We start from the raw sequence: 17,477 nt of genomic DNA, 5'->3' as shown, positions 1-17,477 counted from the left end.
GCGCTACGGCGGCCGAAGCCTAGCCTGGAACGCTCCGTTCCGCTGATTCGGCCGGAGGTCACCCCTGGGAGGCCAGGGGCATATGCCAAATGCACCACCGTATCGGGTAATGCCAAATCCCTTACGGGCGGTCGCAGCCTGTGCAACAGTCGTTACCGGCCCTTCCGTCAGACCAGGCCCTGGCGCCGCCTGATATCGGAGAACGTCATGCCGTCCCATCTGTTCGCGGACCGACCAGCCGCCCAGCCGCCCGAGCGCGACGTGGTCGAGGCCCTGATCACCCAGGCACGCCGGTTGCGGGGCGGCCTGGACGCCGTACGCCGGGAGACCTCGGCGGCCGGTGACGAGCCCGACGACCCCCGGTTGCGCTGGCAGCGGGCGCTGTGCGACCTCGCCGTCCACCACCTCGACGATCTCGGCGGACACCTGGACCAGCTTCGGGAGGGCCTGCCCGCCGACCCCGAGGCGGCCCCGGACACGGCGGACGCCGCGGACGACGACCGGCTGCCGGTGGCGCCGCCGGAGCCCGCTGGGCATCCGCGCGGCTCGCTGCTCAGCCGGGTCGGCAGCGCCGAGTGGAACCTCCTCACCGACGAGGTGAGCTGGTCCGAGGAACTGTTCGGAATCTTCGGCCGGGACCCGGCCGAAGGGCCCCTGACCCTGGACGAGCTGCCCTCCCTGGTCTTCTGCGAGGACCAGCAGCTGCTGACCACGATGGTCACCGACTGCCTGGTGGACGGCCGCCCGATCGACGACGAGTTCCGCATCGTACGCAGCGACCAGAGCGTCCGTACGGTGCACATGGTGGGCGAGCCGGTGCTCGAAGCCGACGGCAGTACGGCGTGCATGTGGGCCGTGCTGCGCGACGTCAGCGAGCTGCGTCGCAGCCAGCGGGCGGTGCGCGAGACCCGTGACTCGCTGCAGCGTCAACGGCACATGGCGCAGACCGAGCACCGGCTTGCGGTCGAGCTGCAGGAAGCCGTGCTGCCGCCGTGGCGCGGCTCCCTGCGGTTCCCGCAGGGCGGGCCCGTCGCACTCGACCTCGCCGCCCGCTACCTCCCTTCCGGCACCAGCGCCCTGATCGGCGGCGACTGGTACGACGCGTTGCAGCTCCCGGACGGCCGGACGCTGCTGAGCGTCGGCGACCTGACCGGCCACGGCGCCAGCGCCACCTCCGGCATGGCCATGGTGCTCGGCGCGCTGCGCGGCATGGCGGTGTCCGGTCAGGAACCGGGCCCGCTGATGGGCTATCTGAACCAGCTGCTCGACACCTCCGCGCAGCCCGCCCTCGGCAGCGCGGTCTGCTGCCGCTTCGATCCCGTCTCCCGTCAGCTCGTCTGGTCCCAGGCCGGCCACCCCGCCCCGCTGCTGTTCCGCGACGGCACGGGCAGCCCGCTGAGCCCCCCGGAGGGCGTCCTGCTCGGTGCCACCACCGGAGCCGCCTACACCCAGCGGTGCGAGCAGCTGGAGCCCGGCGACCTGCTGGTGCTGCACACGGACGGCCTGGTGCCGCGCCGGGCGCACGGCGCGCTCGCGCCCCACGAGGGGGCCGCGCGCCTCCTGTCGCTGGCACCGCGGTTCGCCGCGGCGCGCAACGCGCAGGACTGTGTCCGCGTCATCGCCGAGGAGTTCGGCAGTGCCGAGCGCGAGGACGACGCGTGTGTGCTGATCGCCAGGGTGAGCGGGTAGCGGAAACCCCTGCGCGGTGTCCGTACGACTGCGCGGTGCCCGTACGGCGCGGTGTCTGTACGGCCAGGACCGGGGTCACGGGTCTTGGCGCGCCTTGCTCCTGTCCGGTTCGGGTCCCGCCGGCAACCGTCGGCGTCAGACCCGCAGGTTGCTGCCCACCGGGCCGATCCCCGGCCCCAGCCCCTTGTTCTTGGCCTTCGGCATGACCCGCTGGATCTCCTCCCGCAGGTCCTGGATCGTGGCGTAGTTCGCGTACCGGCCGGTGAGCCGGTACATCTCCCGCAGCCGGTCCCAGGTGCGGTGGGAGGAGTTCTCCTTGATGGACACCAGGGCCAGCCGGGCGTAGCGGTCGGCCTGTTCGGGGTCGTTGCCGATGAAGCAGGCGGAGGCCAGCGAGAGGTAGTCGAAGATCTGCGACCGCTGCCGCCCGTTGTCGCGCAGCCGCAGCGCCTGCTTGGCGTGCGCCTGGGCGATCTTCGCCGCCCGCGGGTCGTGCTCGGCCAGCGTACGGAAGGCCAGCGCCTGCATACCGTGCAGGTCCGCCGCGTCGAACATCTGCATCCAGCTCGGCGGCGGCACGTCACCCCGGTCGGCGACGAACAGTTCCTCCGCCTCGCCCAGGGTGCGCCGCATGGCCTGGCCCTGTCCCTTGCTCGCCTGGGCCCACGCCTCGATGGTGCAGAGCATCGCGCGGGTCCGCGGCAGGGTCTCGGCGCCGGAGCCGGACTTGGCCAGTTTCATCAGGTCCAGGGCGTCGTCGGGACGGCCCAGGTGCACCATCTGGCGGGCCGCCCGGGAGAGCGCCTCGCCGGCGCGCGGCCGGTCGCCGCCCTCGCGCGCCGCGTGGGCGGCGATGACGAAGTACTTCTGGGCGGTGGGCTCCAGCCCCACGTCGTGGGACATCCAGCCCGCCAGGACGGCGAGGTTGGCCGCCACCCCCCACAGCCTGCGCTGCAGATGCTCGGGGTGGCGGTAGGCGAGCATCCCGCCCACCTCGTTGAGCTGGCCCACCACGGCCTTGCGCTGCAGCCCGCCGCCGCGGGCCGCGTCCCAGGCGCGGAAGACCTCGACCGAGCGCTCCAGGGCGTCGATCTCCTGCGACCCCACGGGGGCCGCCTCGTAACGGTCGTAGCCGATCTGGTCGATGGAGTTGTAGTCGAACGGGTCGTCGAATCGGGGGGCGTCGGCTGCCAGCGCCGGGTCGGTGTGCAGCCAGTCGTGCATGGCGCTGCTGAGTGCGGAGCCCGCGGCGAGCGCCGCGCCCGCGCCCACCAAGCCGCGTCGGTTGAGCATGAGGTCCATTCCCGTGAATTCCGTGAGGACCGCCGCCGTTCGCTCGGGCGGCCACGGGAGACCGTCCGTGGCCTGTTTCCTCCCCGCGCGCCCGGAACGACCGAACCCGAGGTCCTCGATGGTTACGACACGGCCGAGACGCTCGGTGAACAGGGCGGCGAGCACCTTCGGCACCGGGTCGCGCGGGGTCTCCCCCGTGTCGATCCAGCGCCGTACCCGCGAGGTGTCGGTCGCCAGCTGCGGATGCCCCATGGCGGCCGCCTGCCGGTTGACCAGTCTCGCCAGTTCGCCCTTGGACCAGCCGGCCAGGCCGAAAAGGTCCGCGAGACGGGTGTTCGGCTCCCTGTCCACGTCAAGCCCCCAGGTTCCTCGACTGACTTGACAGTAACGGCCCTCCGAGGACGCCCGCGAGCATTCGCCAGGGTTCGCCAGGGTCCGCCAGATGGTCTGCCACCCGCGCCCGCGTGTTCTGTAGAAGTGCAGCCCCCGGCCCGGTGTCGGTACCGCATTCCCCAGGGTGCGGACACCGGATCCGGGGCCTTCGGGCCCCGGGTCGCCGGGCCGGGAGCCGCACCGCAACTCGTCGGCGCACGAAGGGATCTGTCTCACCCATGTACGCAGCATCGTCCGCCGTGAGCGCCCCGAACCGGCCGTACCGTCCGCAGCCTCCGGGAAGCGGGCCGTATCTCGACCCCTCCCAGTCTCAGGGGGCGGTTTCCGGCCTCACCGGCGGCCGCAACCGGCGGGTGCAAGGGGGAGGCACCCAACCGCTCAGCGGGAGACTCGACTTGTCCGGCCCTCAGGGTGCTCAGCTGCGCGCCGCGGTCGCCTCCGTGCACCGCATCTGTCCCGAGTTCCACCCGGTCCAGGTGCTGCGCCGGAGCGGCAGGTCCGTCCTCCTGGTGGGCACCACCGGCCGTACGACCGCCGTCGCCAAGTGTTTACTGGACCACTCCCCCGCGTGGGCCGAGCGGTTCCGGCACGAAATAGCTGCATATCGGTCCTTCGTACGCCACCGCCCGCCGGTGCGCGTACCGAGGCTGGTCGCCGCGGATCCTGACAACTGCACCCTGGTCGTCGAGCGGATGCCCGGCCGGGTCGCCTCCCTCCAACGGCATCCGACCGAAGCACCGCCGCGCGCCGACGTACGGGCCGCGCTCGGCGCGATCTGCCGGGTCAACCTCTGGCGGCCGCCGGCCGGGATGTTCGACGCGCCGCTGGACTACGCGGGCCGCATCGGGCGCTTCCACGACCTAGGCCTGCTGACCGACCGGGACCTGGGCGACCTGCAGAAGCTGCTGCACGGTCTGTCCCACACCCAGGGCCAGTTCTGCCACGGCGACGCGCTGCTGAACAACGTCCTGCTCTCCCCCGCCGGTCCGGTGCTGCTCGACTGGGACCACGCCGGCTGGTACCTGCCGGGCTACGACCTCGCGACCCTGTGGTCGGTGCTCGGTGACGCCCCTGTGGCGCGCCGCCAGATCAGCCAGCTCGCGCAGGCCGCGGGACCGGCCGCGCGGGACGCCTTCCTGGTCAATCTGATGCTGGTGCTCACCCGCGAGATACGGCGTTACGAAATGGCCGTGCAGCGCACCATGCGCGAGCCCACGCCGACGGGCACGCCGGGGCCGGGACACCCCGGTGCGCTTGCGGCGGGCGAGGAGCAGCGGCTGCTGCTGCGCCGGCTGCACGACGACTGCCAGATGGCGCGCCGTGCGGTACGGGCGGCGGTCGGCACCCGCTGATCCGTCACGGGGGCAGGTGAGCGGCACGCCGTAGGGGCGTGCCGCTCACCCGTGTGTGCCGGAGGCCGCTGCCGCTCTCGTACGGGGTTCCGGAGTGCGTGCTGACATACGAAACCCTTGGGGCGCACGGTGATTGACGGAACGTCGGCCAGGCGATAGCTGTAAGAATCCCGTTCCGCGCACGGCCGTATGCACACCATCCGCCAGACGCCCCGGCTCGTCCCGGTCGGCCACAGGAGGCTGCATTGCGAGGATCCGACGAGAAGAGAACCCCCCGCTCCAGAGCGCGCAGGGCCGCCACCGCCGTCGCGGCGGCGGCCTTGCTGCTGCCGCTGGTCTCCGCCGCGCCGTCCGGCCCGGACGGGCAGCCCCGCGCCGTGGCGGCACAGCCCGCCGCGGGCTCCCTCCAGCAGGCGTTCGCGGACGCCGCCGCGCGCCACGGCGTCCCCCGGGACGTGCTGCTGGCCGTGGCGTACATGGAGTCGCGCTGGGACGGGCACGGCGGCGCGCCCAGCGTGTCCGGCGGCTACGGCCCGATGCACCTGACCGACGCCCGTACGGCGCTGGCCGAGCGGCCGCACCACAGCGACGGCGACGAGGACCCGCGCGGCGACGACTCCCGCGCCCGTAAGCGAGCCCCCGCGCGGCTTCCCGCCACCACGGAGCTGCCCGCCCGGCTGCGCACCCTGGAGCGGGCTGCGCGGCTGACCGGGCTGCCCGCCGAGCGGCTGCGCCGGGACCCGGCCGCCAACATCCGCGGCGGTGCGGCGCTGCTGGCCGAGGAGCAGCGCCGCCTGGGGCTGCGCTCCGCCGACCCGGCCCGCTGGTACGGGGCCGTCGCCCGGTATCCGGGCGCGGACGACGCCCGGACGGCGGCGGGCTTCGCCGACGACGTGTACGACGTCCTGCGCCAGGGCCAGTCCCGTACGACCGACTCCGGTCAGCGGGTGACGCTGCCCGCCGCGCCTGGGCTGACGCCGGACCGCGCACAGCTCGCGCGCCTGGGACTGCGGTCCGCCCCCGCGCCGTCGGACAGTTCCCGCCTCGAATGCCCGCGTACGGTCTCCTGTGTGTCCGTGCCCGCGCCGTACGAGGAGTTCGGCGACGGGGACTACGGCAACCACGACAAGGCCGACCGGCCCGAGGACCAGAGCGTCGACGCCATCGTCGTGCACGACACCGAGGGGTCGTGGGAGACGACGCTGAAGCTCATCAAGGACCCGACGTACGTGTCCTGGCACTACACGATCCGGTCGGCGGACGGGCTGATCGCCCAGCACGTGCCGACGAAGGACGTCGCCTGGCACGCGGGGAACTGGTACGTCAACGCGCACTCCGTGGGCATCGAGCACGAAGGTTTCCTCGCGGCTCCGGACGCCTGGTACACGGAGGCGATGTACCGGGCCTCGGCGCGGCTGGTGCGCTATCTGGCGCACAAGTACGACCTGCCGCTGGACCGCCAGCACATCATCGGCCACGACAACGTGCCGGGCACCACCCCCGCCACGATCAAGGGCATGCACACCGACCCCGGCCCGTACTGGGACTGGGCGCACTACTTCCGGCTGCTGGGCGCGCCGTTCGTGCGCACGGCGGGCCCCGGAGGCGGCCTGGTCACCATCCGCCCCGACTACGACCGGCACCGGCCCGTCTACACGGACTGCGTCAAGCCCGGCCAGCCGTGTGCGCCGCACGGCTCGGCCGCGGTACGCCTGCACACCGGGCCGAGCGCGAGCGCGCCGCTGGTCCAGGACATCGGGCTGCGGCCGGACGGCAGCCCCTCCACGACCGGCGTGAACGACACCGGCGCCCGCGCCACCACCGGCCAGCGGTACGCGGTCGCGGAGCGCCGGGGCGCGTGGACGGCCATCTGGTACCTGGGCCAGAAGGCGTGGTTCCACAACCCGCCGAAGCAGCCCACCGCGGTCGACGCGAGGGGCCTGGTGATCACGCCGAAGGCGGGCCGGGCGGACATCCCGGTCTACGGGCGGGCGTACCCGGAGGCGGCGGCCTACCCGGCGGGCGTACCGGTGCAGGCCGTCACCCCGCTCCCGTACAAGCTGCTGTCCGGCCAGCGCTACGCCGTCGGCAACCGGGTACACGGCGAGTACTTCTACGCCCCGACGTACGACCTGTCCCGCCACGCGGTCGTGCGCGGCGAGGACGTCTACTACGAGATCCAGGTGGGGCACCGGGTGGGCTACGTACGGGCGGCCGATGTGGACGTGCGGTCTTCGCAGCGGTAGCACACGGCACGCGGCCGGATGCCGCGCCGGGCTCGCGGCGGCCCGGCACGGCGTCCGGCCGCGTCCGTACTCAGGCGAGGGCGGCGTACCTCGCGAAGGCGTCCCGGCCGTCGGGGACGAAGTCCCATTGCCGCACGGCCTCCCGGAGAGCGGGCTCGGGCAGCCAGTCGTGCCAGGCGATCTCCGCCGGGCCCGTCGTCACCTCGTCCGCTATGACGGCTTCGTGCACGCCGAGCCAGTACGGGGCGATCGCCCCGCGGCACAGGAACGTGAAGGCGAGCCGGGCCGCGGCCCGTACGCCGAGTTCCTCCGACAGTTCGCGGACGGCGGCTTCCTCGTACGATTCCCCCGCGTTCACCGCGCCGCCGATCAGCCAGTTGTACTGGTTCGGGAACCGCGAGACGTCCGCCGGCCTCCGGTGGACCAGTATCCGGCCCGCCCTGTCGCGGCACACGACGGTCGCCACCCGGTGCAGCCACCCCTTGCGGATCGCCTCGGCACGGTCGGCCACGCCCACCACCCGGTCCTGCTCGTCCACCCGGTCCACCAGTTCGGTCATGGCGGCCACGATGCCAGGAAGCGGTACGGCCGTGCCGTGCCTTCCGGATCAGCCCTGCTGGAACATCTCCGCCGGCAGCGGCTTCAGGAGGGCGTACAGGTCGTCGGTGATCGGGCGGTCCCAGCTGGCGATGGTGACCAGGACGCCGTCGCTGCGGTCGAACTGGGCGCAGGAGATCCGGCCCTCGGAGCACTTGATGCGCTTGACGATCAGCAGGTTGTCGTCGTGCATGACCGGGGTGTCCTCGGTCTCGACGACGGTGACCGGCTCGTCGTTCTCCAGCGCCGCGAGCAGCTGCGCCACCTCGAACGGCACCTGGCCGTCCGCCAGGTCGCGCGCCGGGGAGCCCTCCGGGAGGTTGCCGATGATCATCGCGGGGCCGCGGCCGCCGAACAGGTCGTAGCGGAGGAAGACCCCCTGGCAGCTGCCGTCGGGGGCGGGCAGCAGCCCCGCTCCGAGATTGCCGGGCCAGTCCCCGGGGTCCATGGCGAGGACGTCGAAGTCAGGCCCGGCGGGCGTGGCTGCGCTGCGGCGGCGGAGGAAGGACATACCGCCATCGTACGTGGCCGCCGGCGGCCGGCGGGCCCGGCGTCAACGCAGCGGCGGCTGGACCGGCGCGACGCCGTGGGCGGCCGTCTCCAGCAGCCGCGGCAGACCGGCGTAGTCCGTGCCCATCTTGCGGCAGACGCTGGACAGCAGGCGGGTGACGACCGTCTCCGGGGTGGCCAGCTCCTCGGCGATGCGGCTGGTGGGCCAGCCCAGGGCGAGCCGTTCGGCGGCCGCCCGCTCCTGGGCGGTGAGGGTCTCGGTGCCGGTGCTGTGCAGCTGGAGCGGGCGCAGGCCGGCCGCGGACAGCTCGTCGCGGGCGCGCTCCGCCAGGCCGTCGGCTCCGCAGTGGACCGCGCCCTCCAGCCCGCGGTAGAGGCGCTCGGCCGCGTCCTGGGGCAGGCCGGCCCGGCGCAGCGCCGCTCCGTGGTCGACCAGGGCTTCGGCCAGCGCGTAGCCGGCGGGTGAGTGCTCCAGTTCCCGTACGGCCTCGGCGAGCAGTTTGAGGGCCCGGCCGCCGCCGACCACGGTGGCGGCGCAGTGCAGGGCCTCGCCGACGGCCGTCGCGGTGCCGAACCTGCGGGCCCGCCGTACGCCTTCCTCTGCCAGCTCGACGGCGCGCGGGCTGTCGGTGAGCGCCGTGGCGCGGGCGAGGTGCAGCTGCCAGGGGCACCAGGCGGGGTTGCGCATGCCGCGGGCCTCCAGCCGCCTGCCGACCGCCTTGAGCTGGTGTTCGGCGTGCCGGTGCAGGCCGCGGGCCAGCAGCAGTTCGCTGTAGACGGTGCGGGAGTCGGGGTAGACGACGGCGTTGGGCACGACGTCGCCGTAGCTGAAGCGGTCGGCGAGTTCCTGGGCGTCGTCGACGCGGCCCCGGGCGAGCAGGATCTCGATGAGGATGCCGATGGCGTACCACTGGGCCGGTACGGCGCCGCCGACCCGCTCGGCGATCCGCAGCCCTTCGCGTACCAGGGTCTCGGCCTCGGTCAGCGCGCCCCGGCGGTAGCGGATGTAGCCGAGCAGGGCGTGGCCGAAGGCCAGGTGGGCGCCGCGCCAGCCCTTGCGCTCGCACTCGGCCATGCCGCGGGTGAACAGTTCCTCGGCGCGGCCGGGCTGGTCGCAGTACATGAACGTCATGGCGACGGCGACCGGCACCTCGAAGCCGCGGTTGTCCTCGGTCCAGCTCAGTCCGCCGACCAGGGCCGCCTCGGCGTAGCGCAGGGCGGTGGTGGCGGGCTCGCCGTGCACCACGCAGTCCCAGGCGCGCAGGCCGAGGATGTAGCGCTCGGCGAGGCCGTTGCCGGTGAGGTGGTCGGCGAGCCGGGTCAGCCTGCGGGAGCGGGCCGCGGAGTCCGGTTCGTCGGCGCGGAAGGCACTCCAGACGAAGTTCTCGGCCTGCATCCGCAGCCGGGTGCCGGGAAGGCTGGTGCGGCGGGCCTCGTCGGCGGCGAGCGCCGCGGCCTCGGCGAGCTTGTCGGTGTGGGCGAGTGCCTGGGCGAGCCGGTAGGTGACGGCTTCGCGCAGCTCGGGGTCGACGTCCGGTTCCTCCAGGGCCTCGCGCAGGTAGTTGACGGTGACCTCGGGGGCGGAGAGGAAGGTGGCGGAGCCCAGTTCGAACAGGACGGCGGCGCGGTTCTCGGGCGAGGGCGGCTCGCGCAGGGCGCGGGCCAGGAAGCGGCGCGCGGCGTCGGGTGCGCCGGCCCGTACGTACTCCCGTGCGGCCTGGCGCAGCCGGTGGACGACCCAGTCGTCGCCCTGGCAGGGCACCTCCAGCAGGTGCCGGGCGGCGACCGTCGGCCCCAGCCCGGCTTCCACCACCGCTTCGGCGGCCACGTTGTGCATGCCGACGCGCAGCGCGTCGGGGATCGCCCGGTGGACGGCGGTGGCGATCAGCGGGTGGGCGAACTGCAGGACGCCGTCGGGGGCCTCGCCCTGGGCCAGGATGCGTGCCGCGCGCAGCTGGGCGACGGCCTCGACCGCCGACTCGGAGCCGAGCGCGGCGACGCCGGCGGTGATGTCGGGGGTGGCCGAGGTGCCCAGGACGGCGATCGCCCAGGCGAGGCGGACGGCGGCGCCGCCGAGCTTGTCCAGCCGGTCGATCAGGCCCTTGCCCTTGACGGCGGAGGCGATGTCGCGCAGGACGGGCAGGTCGTCCCGGCTGCCCTTGAGGCCGCGCTCGCGGAGCCCGGCGGCGAGTTCCACGACTTCGAAGGGGTTGCCGTCGGTGACCGCCCAGCATTCGGTGCAGAACTTGTCCTCGGCCGCCCCGCCGATCGCTTCGCGGACGATGCTGGCGACCGCGTCGCAGGTGAACGGGGTGAGGGTGAAGGGGCGGACGGCGTGGCGTTCGGCGAGCTTGCGGAAGGGGGCGGCGTCGCGCGGAAGTTCCTCGGGCCGGTAGGCGACCACCACGAGCATCGGGAGGTCCTCGGCCCGGGGTGCGAACGCGGTGAGCCAGCTCAGGGACTCCTGGTCGGCCCAGTGCGCGTCGTCCAGGACCAGCACGGTGGGCGCCTGCTGCACGGCGAGGCGGGTCACCAGCCAGTCCAGGCCGTCGCGTACACCGGTCGGGTCGGGCACGCTGCCGCCCGCGTCCGCCACCAGGCCGAGGGCCGGGGCGACGATGTCGTACCAGCCGCCCAGGACGGTGCGCGAGGCGGCCTCGTCGTATGCGGCCAGGACGGGCTGCACGAGCTGGCGTACGACGTGGAACGCCATGCCGTGTTCCTGCTCGCCGCCGCGTGCGGAGAGCACGGTGCAGCCGTGCGCGGCGGCGCGGGCGCGGACCTCGCCGAGCAGTGCGGTCTTGCCCATGCCGGCGGGTGCGGCGAAGGAGAGCAGACCGCCGCGCCGGGCGGTGGCGGGGCCGCCGCCAGGGCCGCAGAGCCGGTCCAGGGCCGTCTCCAGGGCTTCGATTTCGGCGTTCCGTTCGAGCAGGACACGCCGTGCGTTGCGCACCTGCTCCCATCCGTTGGCCATGACTGAATCCGTTCGCCGCGTGGGTGCTCCCGCCCGCCGCGAGTGCGGGCCCGTCCGGCCGCACTCTGCCTGCGATAGCGCAGAGCGTACGCCCATACGGACCCGCGGTAACCAGGATGAGTGACATGCTGCACGCCGGGGGCCGGACCGTGCTATAAGCGCCCGCGTCCAGCACGGTCCGGCCCGACCGATACCCCCATAAGCAGCCACTCTTACGGGTGAACCAGCTGTGCACCGGGGGCAGTTGGGCCGCCCGGCGCGCGGGTCAGCGGCGTTCCGGCGTGAGCGTCCCCTCGGTGCGCAGCCGGGCCACCAGGTTGCGGGCGGCCCGCTCGCCGGACGCCACGCTGCTGTTGGTGGTGGAGTGGCCCAGGATGTCACCACCGGCCAGCTGGACCCGGCCACGCGGGTCGAATCCGGCCGCGAAGCGGGCGATGGCGCGGTAGTCCCCCGGGCGCCGGCCGATCAGGCACGGCGAGACGCGCCAGATGTGCGTCATCGTGGTGTGGCGCTCCAGTTCGGGCAGGATGCCCATCCGCCGGACGCCCGCCAGGACGTGGTCCACCACCTTGTCGTCCCCCAGCTCCCAGTTGCGGTCCGACCACGCGCCGCGCAGGTGGGTCATGACCAGCCCCGTCCCTTCCGGAACGCGCTGCGGGGAGAAGTTGTGCTCCAGCACGAAGGCGCAGAGGTCCGGGTGTTCGACACGGGACGCCTGTACCAGCATGGCCCGTTCCGCCGTCGGGCGGTCCAGCCCGAAGGCGACGTGGATGCTGCGGGCGTACGGGGCGTCGTCCAGGAATTCGCGCTGCTCGGCCGTGAGTTGTCCGTACAGCTGCGGCACCTGCGGCGGCGGTACGGCCAGGACGCAGGCGGCAGCGGTCTCCAGGTGCTCCGCCTCACCCGGCCGGTGCCAGGAGACCGCCACCTCCTCGCCGCGCTCCTCGACCGAGGTGACCTGGGCGTGGTGTTCGACGGTGAGCTGCCGGGCCAGCCCCTTGGGCAGGAAGCCGACGCCTTCCTTGGAGGTGAAGAAGCCGCCGCCGAACAGGATGACGTCGAGGAAGACGAACGGCATCGCGGCCGACACCTCCTCCGGCTCGCCCAGGCACAGTCCGGAGACGAGCGGGTCGAGCAGGTACTCCAGGGTCTCGGGCCGCAGGCCGCGGCGGGTGGCGTACTGGTGGACGGACTCGAAGTCGGCCGCGGCCATCGGGGACATGTCGTGCGGCGTCAGCAGCGGGCGTACGCGGCGGTAGTCGCGCAGCAGCTTGGCGATGTCGCCGAGGGGGAAGCTGGTCAGCAGCCCGCCGGTGGCGAGCTGCCGGCGGGAGCCGAGGCGGACGCGGTCCACCCGGCCGCCGCGGACCAGGCCGAACAGGTCGTTTCCGGGGACGACCTCGCCGGCCAGGCCGGCCGCGGCGATGAGGCGGATCAGTTCGCGGTAACTGTGGATGAGGATGGTCGCCGCCCGGTTGACGGCGAATCCGCGGACGTCGACGGTGGCCATCCGGCCGCCGACCAGCTCCGGCGGTCCGCTCTCCAGGACGACGGTCTCACAGCCGGCCTGCTGGAGCCGGAAGGCCGCGGACAGGCCGGCGATGCCGCCGCCGACCACGACGACACGGGGCTTTGCACTCACAACGGTTCACCCTTCCTGCCGGTGCCCGGCCGCGCCCGCCGGGGGCGCCGGACCGGGTACCGGGACGTTGCGACAGGGGCGAAGGGTCCGAGGGGGCCGCCCGGAACGGGCCGGCCCCGTGGACCGCGGAGCCGGGGGACGGTGGCGTCCCCCGGGCTCACATCGCGGGACTCAGCTGGTCCCACCACCACGCGACCGGGCGCAGCGGCAGCGGTTCGAGACTCCCATCACTGGGCGAGTCCGCCCAGACACCGAACGCGGGCGCCGGATCGGGGGCGGCACCCGGGTCGGACCGGTAGCGCGGGGTCACGGCGCTGTAGTCCAGGTTGCCCCGGATGAAGTGGTCCAGTTGGCCGAGGTAGCAGCGCACCTCGGGAGTGGCCCGTACAGCGGTCTGGTCCCGCAAGGTGACGTACAGGCACATCAGGCGGTCGTGCAGCGCGGCCGCCCGGATCATGGCCTCCTGGGGCGGTACGCGCAGCGCGTGCTCCAGGACGCCGACGAGGTTGGACTCCAGGGACTGTTCCTTGACCTCGCGGTGGTACGAGTAGACGTCGTTGGCGAAGGTCACCAGCGCCGAGGCGATCTGGGTCAGTGCTCGTATTCGGGGTGTCTCGGCCGCCTCGTTGGGCAGTGAGGTGCCCTCCGCCATCTCGATGACGGCGATGGACGCCTTGGTGCCGCGGTCCCGGGGGCCGATGACGAGGTACTCCTCCAGGCTCGGTACGGTTCCCGAGGCCCGCTGGCCCATGCCGACGCACGCGGCGAGAAACCATTCGGCAACGCCGTCGACCCAGCGCCGTACGACCGTGCCGGTGGCGTGCCGCCGGTAGCGGTGCGAGACCTCGCCGAAGGCCGCGGTGTAGGGGTCGGCCGTCGGGCCGTCGGTGGTCTCGGGGTGGTCGGCTCCGTGGATGACCTGGACGGCCATCGGGAGGAAACGTTCCGGGTGCCGACTGAAGAGCCCGCCGTCCAGGTAGACGTCGTCCAGCAGCAGGCCCAGGCAGGACCAGTCGGCCCCGATCTGCAGCGGGTCGGTGGCGCCGTCGGGCGCGATCCGGCACGCCCACTCGGCGGTGCGGTTGGCCAGTACCTGTGCGTGGTGGAAGTCGTCGTCGCAGAACCCGAACCGGGCCATCCAGTCCACCACGCGCGCTTCGATGCCGGCGGTCTCGTGGTGCGGTGCCGCCGGAATGGGGCAGAAGAGCTGGGGGACGACGACGGCGGCGGGCAGCGCCGCCGCGTCCGGGTCGTGCTCCGGACCGGCTCCCGGTAACGGGACCGCGGCCGGACGTGCGGCGGAAATCTCGTGTTCCGGGGCGCCGTAGCCTGTTGCCTGCATGGTTCTCTCCATGTTCACGGTGCTTGAGACGGCACTGCCTGCGCTGCGCCGCCGTCCGGCCTGCCGCGGAGCTCGCAGACCATGGGCAGCGGGCCCGGGCTCAGCACGGCCGCCGGGACCGGTCGTACGGTCCTGGCGGCCGGCGGGCGCAGGCGCCAGCGCGCGGCGATGGCGGCAAGGGCGAGCACGGCTTCGGTCATCGCGAAGTGGTCGCCGATGCACTTGCGGTTGCCGGCGGCGAAGGGGAGCATCGCACCGCTCGGAACGCTCCCGGCGCGTTCCGGCAACCATCGGTCGGGATCGAAACGTTGGGGGTCAGGGAAGGCCACCGGGTCCTGGTGCAGCACGTACGCGCTGTACAGGACGGTGCTTCCCGGTGCCAGCCGGTGACCGGCCAGCGTGGTCTCGGTGGTGGTGACGCGGGTCAGTGCCCAGCCGGGCGGATACATGCGCAGGGCTTCGGTGACCACACGCCGGGCGTGGGCGAGCCGGGGCAGGTCCGCGGGGGCGGGCGGCCGGCCGGCGAGCACGGTGTCGACCTCGTCGTGCAGCCGGCGCTCCTCCTCGGGGTGGGCCGCCAGGAGGTGGAAGGTCCAGGCGAGCGCCAGCGCGGTGGTCTCGATCCCGGCCACCAGGAAGGTCATCAGCTGGTCGTGGGCCTCTTGGTCGGTGAGCGGTTCCTTGGCGTGGGGTGCCTCCCGGGTGGTGGGCGCGGTGGTGGGACGGCCGGCTGCCGGGCAGGTGTCCGGTGCGGAAGCGTCGTCAGGTGCGGAAGCGTGGTCAGGTGCGGAAGCGCCGTACGGTGCCGGGTCGTTGCCGGTGGCGGTGCCGCCGTCGTCCGTGGCTTCGAGAAGTGTCGCCAGCAGGTCGTCGTGCCGGGCGGGACCGGCGCGGCGTTCGGCGATGATCTGGTCGATGATGTGGTGCAGCCGGGCCAGGGCCCGGTCGAAGCGGCGGTTGCCGGGGGTCGGGAGCTTGTAGAGGGGCCCGAGCGGGACGACCGCGCGGAGCAGCACGCCGCGCATGGCGGTCGCCAGACAGGCGCGTACCTCGGCGGCGAGGCCCGGGTCGAGGGAGGTGGACATCAGCACACCGGTGGTCACCCGGGCGGAGAGGTCCATCATCGCGTCGGTGACGTCCAGTTCCCGGCCCGGCCGCCACTCCTCTACGGCGGCGCCGATCTCGGTGCTCATCACCTCGGCGTAGTCGGCGATCCGGGAGGGCCGGAAGCAGGGCTGGGCCAGCCGGCGCTGCCGGCGGTGCACGTTCTGCGGGCAGGTGACCAGGCCGTTGCCGAGCACCATGCGCATCGTGTCGTACAGCGGCCCGCCTTTGTCGTACGTGCGCGGATCCATGAGGATCTGCTGCACCAGGTCCGGGTCGCAGGCCAGCCAGACGCGCTGCGGGCCGAGGCGGATCGCGACCAGGTCGCCGTGGGCGGGCATCGAGGCGAGGAATTCGAGCGGGCGCCGCCACAGCCGGAGCGCGTGCCCGAGCAGCGGGACGCCGCCGGGCGCGGTCGAGACGACCCAGGTGCCGGGGACGGCGGCCGCGGGGCCGCGCGGTGCGCGGACGCCCGCCTCTCCACGTATTCCCATCGGGGACCACCTCGTTGTTCGGCCGGTGTCCCGGGCCGCCGTCGAACGGGCCCGGGAGCGGAAGGACAGGTAGATGTGACGCACCATTACCTACCCGGGGCACCCGGCCGGTCCCCTGGTCATACTTTCTCCGGGGGGCGCGTCGGAGTGGGGGTCAGCTCACCGGAGCGGCATACGCTGAAACGGTACGGCGCGCGCCGGAGCCGCTCCTACGTCGGCAAAAACGTTTTACTTCCGAGGTGGGCGCTCTTGGGCGCACAACCGTTCGCGCGGGCACGGCGGCGCGCCGGGGCCGTCCGCCCAAACACGCCGTTCCAGGCTGTGGTGACGCGCGGCGGGGGTCGGTGGTATAGGAGCCCGCGCCGGCGGCCGGTGACCGGTCTGCCGGGCCGCGCGCCGGCGGCGGTCCGGAAGCGAATCATCCGCCTTTCCGATCACCTCCTCTTCGCACCCTCCACGTCTGCTTGAGTTCACTTGGGCCGCTCCGGACCGGATACCCGTCCCTTTGTGTCGGCCCTTTTCGTTCCGCATGTATGCCTGACACTCCTGTGGATCAGCCGGCCCGGCGTCTCGGCCGGCGCTTCTTCAAGCCCGTTGGCATCTCCGACTCCCCCGCAACCGACCGGCCGCCGGCCGAAGCGGAATGCGAAAGGGAATACTTCCGGCCGGAACTCTCCGCCGATCTGCTGGACCGCCTCGGCGCGGAACTCGACCGGATCAAGGCGATGTGGTCGCAGCCTGCCGAAGCCGAGTACGGCGCCGGGCCCCGGCGGTGCTGAGGGCGGCTTGCGCCGCCTGACAGCCCGGGCCTCGACGCCGCCGCCCAGCCCGCAGGGAAGTTGCCGTGTACGATCCCCCCACCCTCCACCTGTTGATGCCGTCCACCGCCGACGGGTACCGGATCCCCGCCCAAGTCACCTCCGAGCCCGATCTGACGGCCGCCTTCGGTCTCGCCGACGGCCCTCTCTTCCGTGACCAGCCGGCCCACGAGAGCCTGGCCGACGCCTACGACGCGCACGTGTACGACGCGGAGCCGATGGTCGTCCCCGACGACCTCGACGCCGAACTGGCGCAGCTGCTGGACACCGCCGAGCAGCCGCCGGTCACGGCCGGCCCGCCGGCGTCCGAGCGGCACAGCCACCGCAAGCCGTCCTTCCTGCGCGCCGCCCGCGGCACCCGGGAGGGCGGCACGCTGTCGTGGCGGCGCGTCCTGAGCCTGGTCACCGTCACCCTGACGTCCGTGATCGTGATGGCGGTCGCCCTGCTCGCCGCGGTGGCGTCCTACCCGCCGCTGCGGGCCCTGGCGGGCGAGGCCACCACACCGCGCATCGCCCAGCTGTGGCCGCTGCTGGTCTACGGGCCGTGGGTGGCCGCCATCCTGTCCATCCTGCGGGCCCGCACCCACCGGCGCCGCACCGCGCACTCCTGGTGCGTCGTGATCTTCTTCGCGGCCGTGGCCACGGTGCTGTGCATCGCCAAGGCCCCCACCACCCCGGCGGGGATCACCGTGGCGGGGCTCCCGCCGGTGACCGTGCTGCTCTGCTTCCACCAGCTGATCCGTCAGCTCGACCCCGACGCCCCGGCGGCGTCCACCCGGCACGCGTATTCCAACCGCGGTGCCCACCGGCACCGTTCCGCACGCTGAGACCCGGCGGCCGCCCGCGTTCCGGTGCCCTCCGTGCGGAGGGTCGCCGGGGCGCGGGCGGCCGTCGTTTTCCGGTTTTTGTTTTTCCGGTCGTTCTTCCTTTCCGGGTGACGGCCTTTCCGTGCGGCCGCGTTTCCGGGCGGCGGCCGGAACACCGCCGGTCCGTTGCGCGGGGCCGGCCTCGTCCGGGTGCCCT

General features: G+C 73.3%; 12 protein-coding genes. 5 read left to right on the top strand and 7 right to left on the bottom strand.

Going from position 1 to position 17,477, the window contains the following annotated elements; translation table 11 throughout:
• Positions 1 to 207: 207 nt before the first annotated feature.
• The gene (locus OEIGOIKO_RS36140; protein WP_125057573.1) at positions 208 to 1,689 is read left to right on the top strand and encodes a PP2C family protein-serine/threonine phosphatase; all 1,482 of its coding nucleotides are present in this window, start codon (positions 208 to 210) and stop codon (positions 1,687 to 1,689) included.
• A 135-nt stretch (positions 1,690 to 1,824) separates the two neighbouring features.
• Here the strand turns inward: OEIGOIKO_RS36140 and OEIGOIKO_RS36135 are convergent, their stop codons facing one another.
• Positions 1,825 to 3,333 carry a DNA-binding protein NsdB gene (locus OEIGOIKO_RS36135; RefSeq protein WP_125057572.1) on the bottom strand — a complete coding sequence of 503 codons (1,509 nt, stop codon included), beginning with the start codon at positions 3,331 to 3,333 and terminating at the stop codon, positions 1,825 to 1,827.
• 260 nt (positions 3,334 to 3,593) lie between these two features.
• Between OEIGOIKO_RS36135 and OEIGOIKO_RS36130 the strand changes: the two genes are divergently transcribed.
• Together OEIGOIKO_RS36130 and OEIGOIKO_RS36125 are read left to right on the top strand one after the other, a co-directional pair.
• Entirely contained in the window at positions 3,594 to 4,727 is a 1,134-nt protein-coding gene (locus tag OEIGOIKO_RS36130; protein ID WP_125057571.1) for an aminoglycoside phosphotransferase family protein, read from the top strand.
• 245 nt (positions 4,728 to 4,972) lie between these two features.
• Positions 4,973 to 6,973 (top strand): peptidoglycan recognition protein family protein, encoded by a 2,001-nt coding sequence (locus OEIGOIKO_RS36125; protein ID WP_125057570.1) that lies wholly within the window; start codon positions 4,973 to 4,975, stop codon positions 6,971 to 6,973.
• 70 nt (positions 6,974 to 7,043) lie between these two features.
• Here OEIGOIKO_RS36125 and OEIGOIKO_RS36120 read toward each other — a convergent pair whose 3' ends face one another.
• The 6 genes from OEIGOIKO_RS36120 to OEIGOIKO_RS36095 all read right to left on the bottom strand — a co-directional run bounded on the left by OEIGOIKO_RS36120 (position 7,044) and on the right by OEIGOIKO_RS36095 (position 15,636).
• Complete coding sequence (locus tag OEIGOIKO_RS36120; RefSeq protein WP_125057569.1) at positions 7,044 to 7,532, bottom strand: NUDIX hydrolase; 489 nt, start codon at positions 7,530 to 7,532, stop codon at positions 7,044 to 7,046.
• A 48-nt stretch (positions 7,533 to 7,580) separates the two neighbouring features.
• The gene (locus OEIGOIKO_RS36115) at positions 7,581 to 8,081 is read right to left on the bottom strand and encodes a hypothetical protein (RefSeq protein WP_031002150.1); all 501 of its coding nucleotides are present in this window, start codon (positions 8,079 to 8,081) and stop codon (positions 7,581 to 7,583) included.
• A 42-nt stretch (positions 8,082 to 8,123) separates the two neighbouring features.
• The gene (locus tag OEIGOIKO_RS36110) at positions 8,124 to 11,054 is read right to left on the bottom strand and encodes an ATP-binding protein (protein ID WP_125057568.1); all 2,931 of its coding nucleotides are present in this window, start codon (positions 11,052 to 11,054) and stop codon (positions 8,124 to 8,126) included.
• A 265-nt stretch (positions 11,055 to 11,319) separates the two neighbouring features.
• On the bottom strand, positions 11,320 to 12,696 hold the full coding sequence (locus OEIGOIKO_RS36105; RefSeq protein WP_125057567.1) for a protoporphyrinogen/coproporphyrinogen oxidase: 1,377 nt from the start codon (positions 12,694 to 12,696) through the stop codon (positions 11,320 to 11,322).
• Positions 12,697 to 12,853: 157 nt separating this feature from the next.
• Positions 12,854 to 14,038: a terpene synthase family protein gene (locus OEIGOIKO_RS36100; RefSeq protein ID WP_125057566.1), complete on the bottom strand. Its 1,185-nt coding sequence runs from the start codon at positions 14,036 to 14,038 to the stop codon at positions 12,854 to 12,856.
• A 14-nt stretch (positions 14,039 to 14,052) separates the two neighbouring features.
• A complete protein-coding gene (locus OEIGOIKO_RS36095; protein ID WP_125057565.1) occupies positions 14,053 to 15,636 on the bottom strand; it encodes a cytochrome P450 in 1,584 nt (527 codons plus the stop codon).
• Positions 15,637 to 16,169: 533 nt separating this feature from the next.
• On the opposite strand from OEIGOIKO_RS36095, the gene OEIGOIKO_RS36090 reads away from it, so the two are divergent.
• Both OEIGOIKO_RS36090 and OEIGOIKO_RS36085 read left to right on the top strand, forming a co-directional pair.
• Positions 16,170 to 16,415, top strand: a complete 246-nt coding sequence (locus tag OEIGOIKO_RS36090; RefSeq protein WP_125048337.1) for a hypothetical protein — start codon at positions 16,170 to 16,172, stop codon at positions 16,413 to 16,415.
• Positions 16,416 to 16,480: 65 nt separating this feature from the next.
• Positions 16,481 to 17,281: a DUF2637 domain-containing protein gene (locus OEIGOIKO_RS36085; protein WP_125057564.1), complete on the top strand. Its 801-nt coding sequence runs from the start codon at positions 16,481 to 16,483 to the stop codon at positions 17,279 to 17,281.
• The last annotated feature ends 196 nt before the right edge of the window (positions 17,282 to 17,477 follow it).

Source organism: Streptomyces paromomycinus, from assembly GCF_003865155.1.
In the GTDB taxonomy this organism is placed as follows: domain Bacteria; phylum Actinomycetota; class Actinomycetes; order Streptomycetales; family Streptomycetaceae; genus Streptomyces; species Streptomyces chrestomyceticus.
Note: the sequence above shows the minus strand (reverse complement) of the source record. Positions and strands in the feature narration are given on the sequence as shown.

Coding starts and splice junctions, on each gene's coding strand:
- OEIGOIKO_RS36140 (WP_125057573.1), top strand. CDS start 208: ATGCCGTCCCATCTGTTCGCGGACCGACCAGCCGCCCAGCCGCCCGAG.
- OEIGOIKO_RS36130 (WP_125057571.1), top strand. CDS start 3,594: ATGTACGCAGCATCGTCCGCCGTGAGCGCCCCGAACCGGCCGTACCGT.
- OEIGOIKO_RS36120 (WP_125057569.1), bottom strand. CDS start 7,532: ATGACCGAACTGGTGGACCGGGTGGACGAGCAGGACCGGGTGGTGGGC.
- OEIGOIKO_RS36115 (WP_031002150.1), bottom strand. CDS start 8,081: ATGTCCTTCCTCCGCCGCCGCAGCGCAGCCACGCCCGCCGGGCCTGAC.
- OEIGOIKO_RS36110 (WP_125057568.1), bottom strand. CDS start 11,054: ATGGCCAACGGATGGGAGCAGGTGCGCAACGCACGGCGTGTCCTGCTC.
- OEIGOIKO_RS36100 (WP_125057566.1), bottom strand. CDS start 14,038: ATGCAGGCAACAGGCTACGGCGCCCCGGAACACGAGATTTCCGCCGCA.
- OEIGOIKO_RS36095 (WP_125057565.1), bottom strand. CDS start 15,636: ATGGGAATACGTGGAGAGGCGGGCGTCCGCGCACCGCGCGGCCCCGCG.
- OEIGOIKO_RS36090 (WP_125048337.1), top strand. CDS start 16,170: ATGCCTGACACTCCTGTGGATCAGCCGGCCCGGCGTCTCGGCCGGCGC.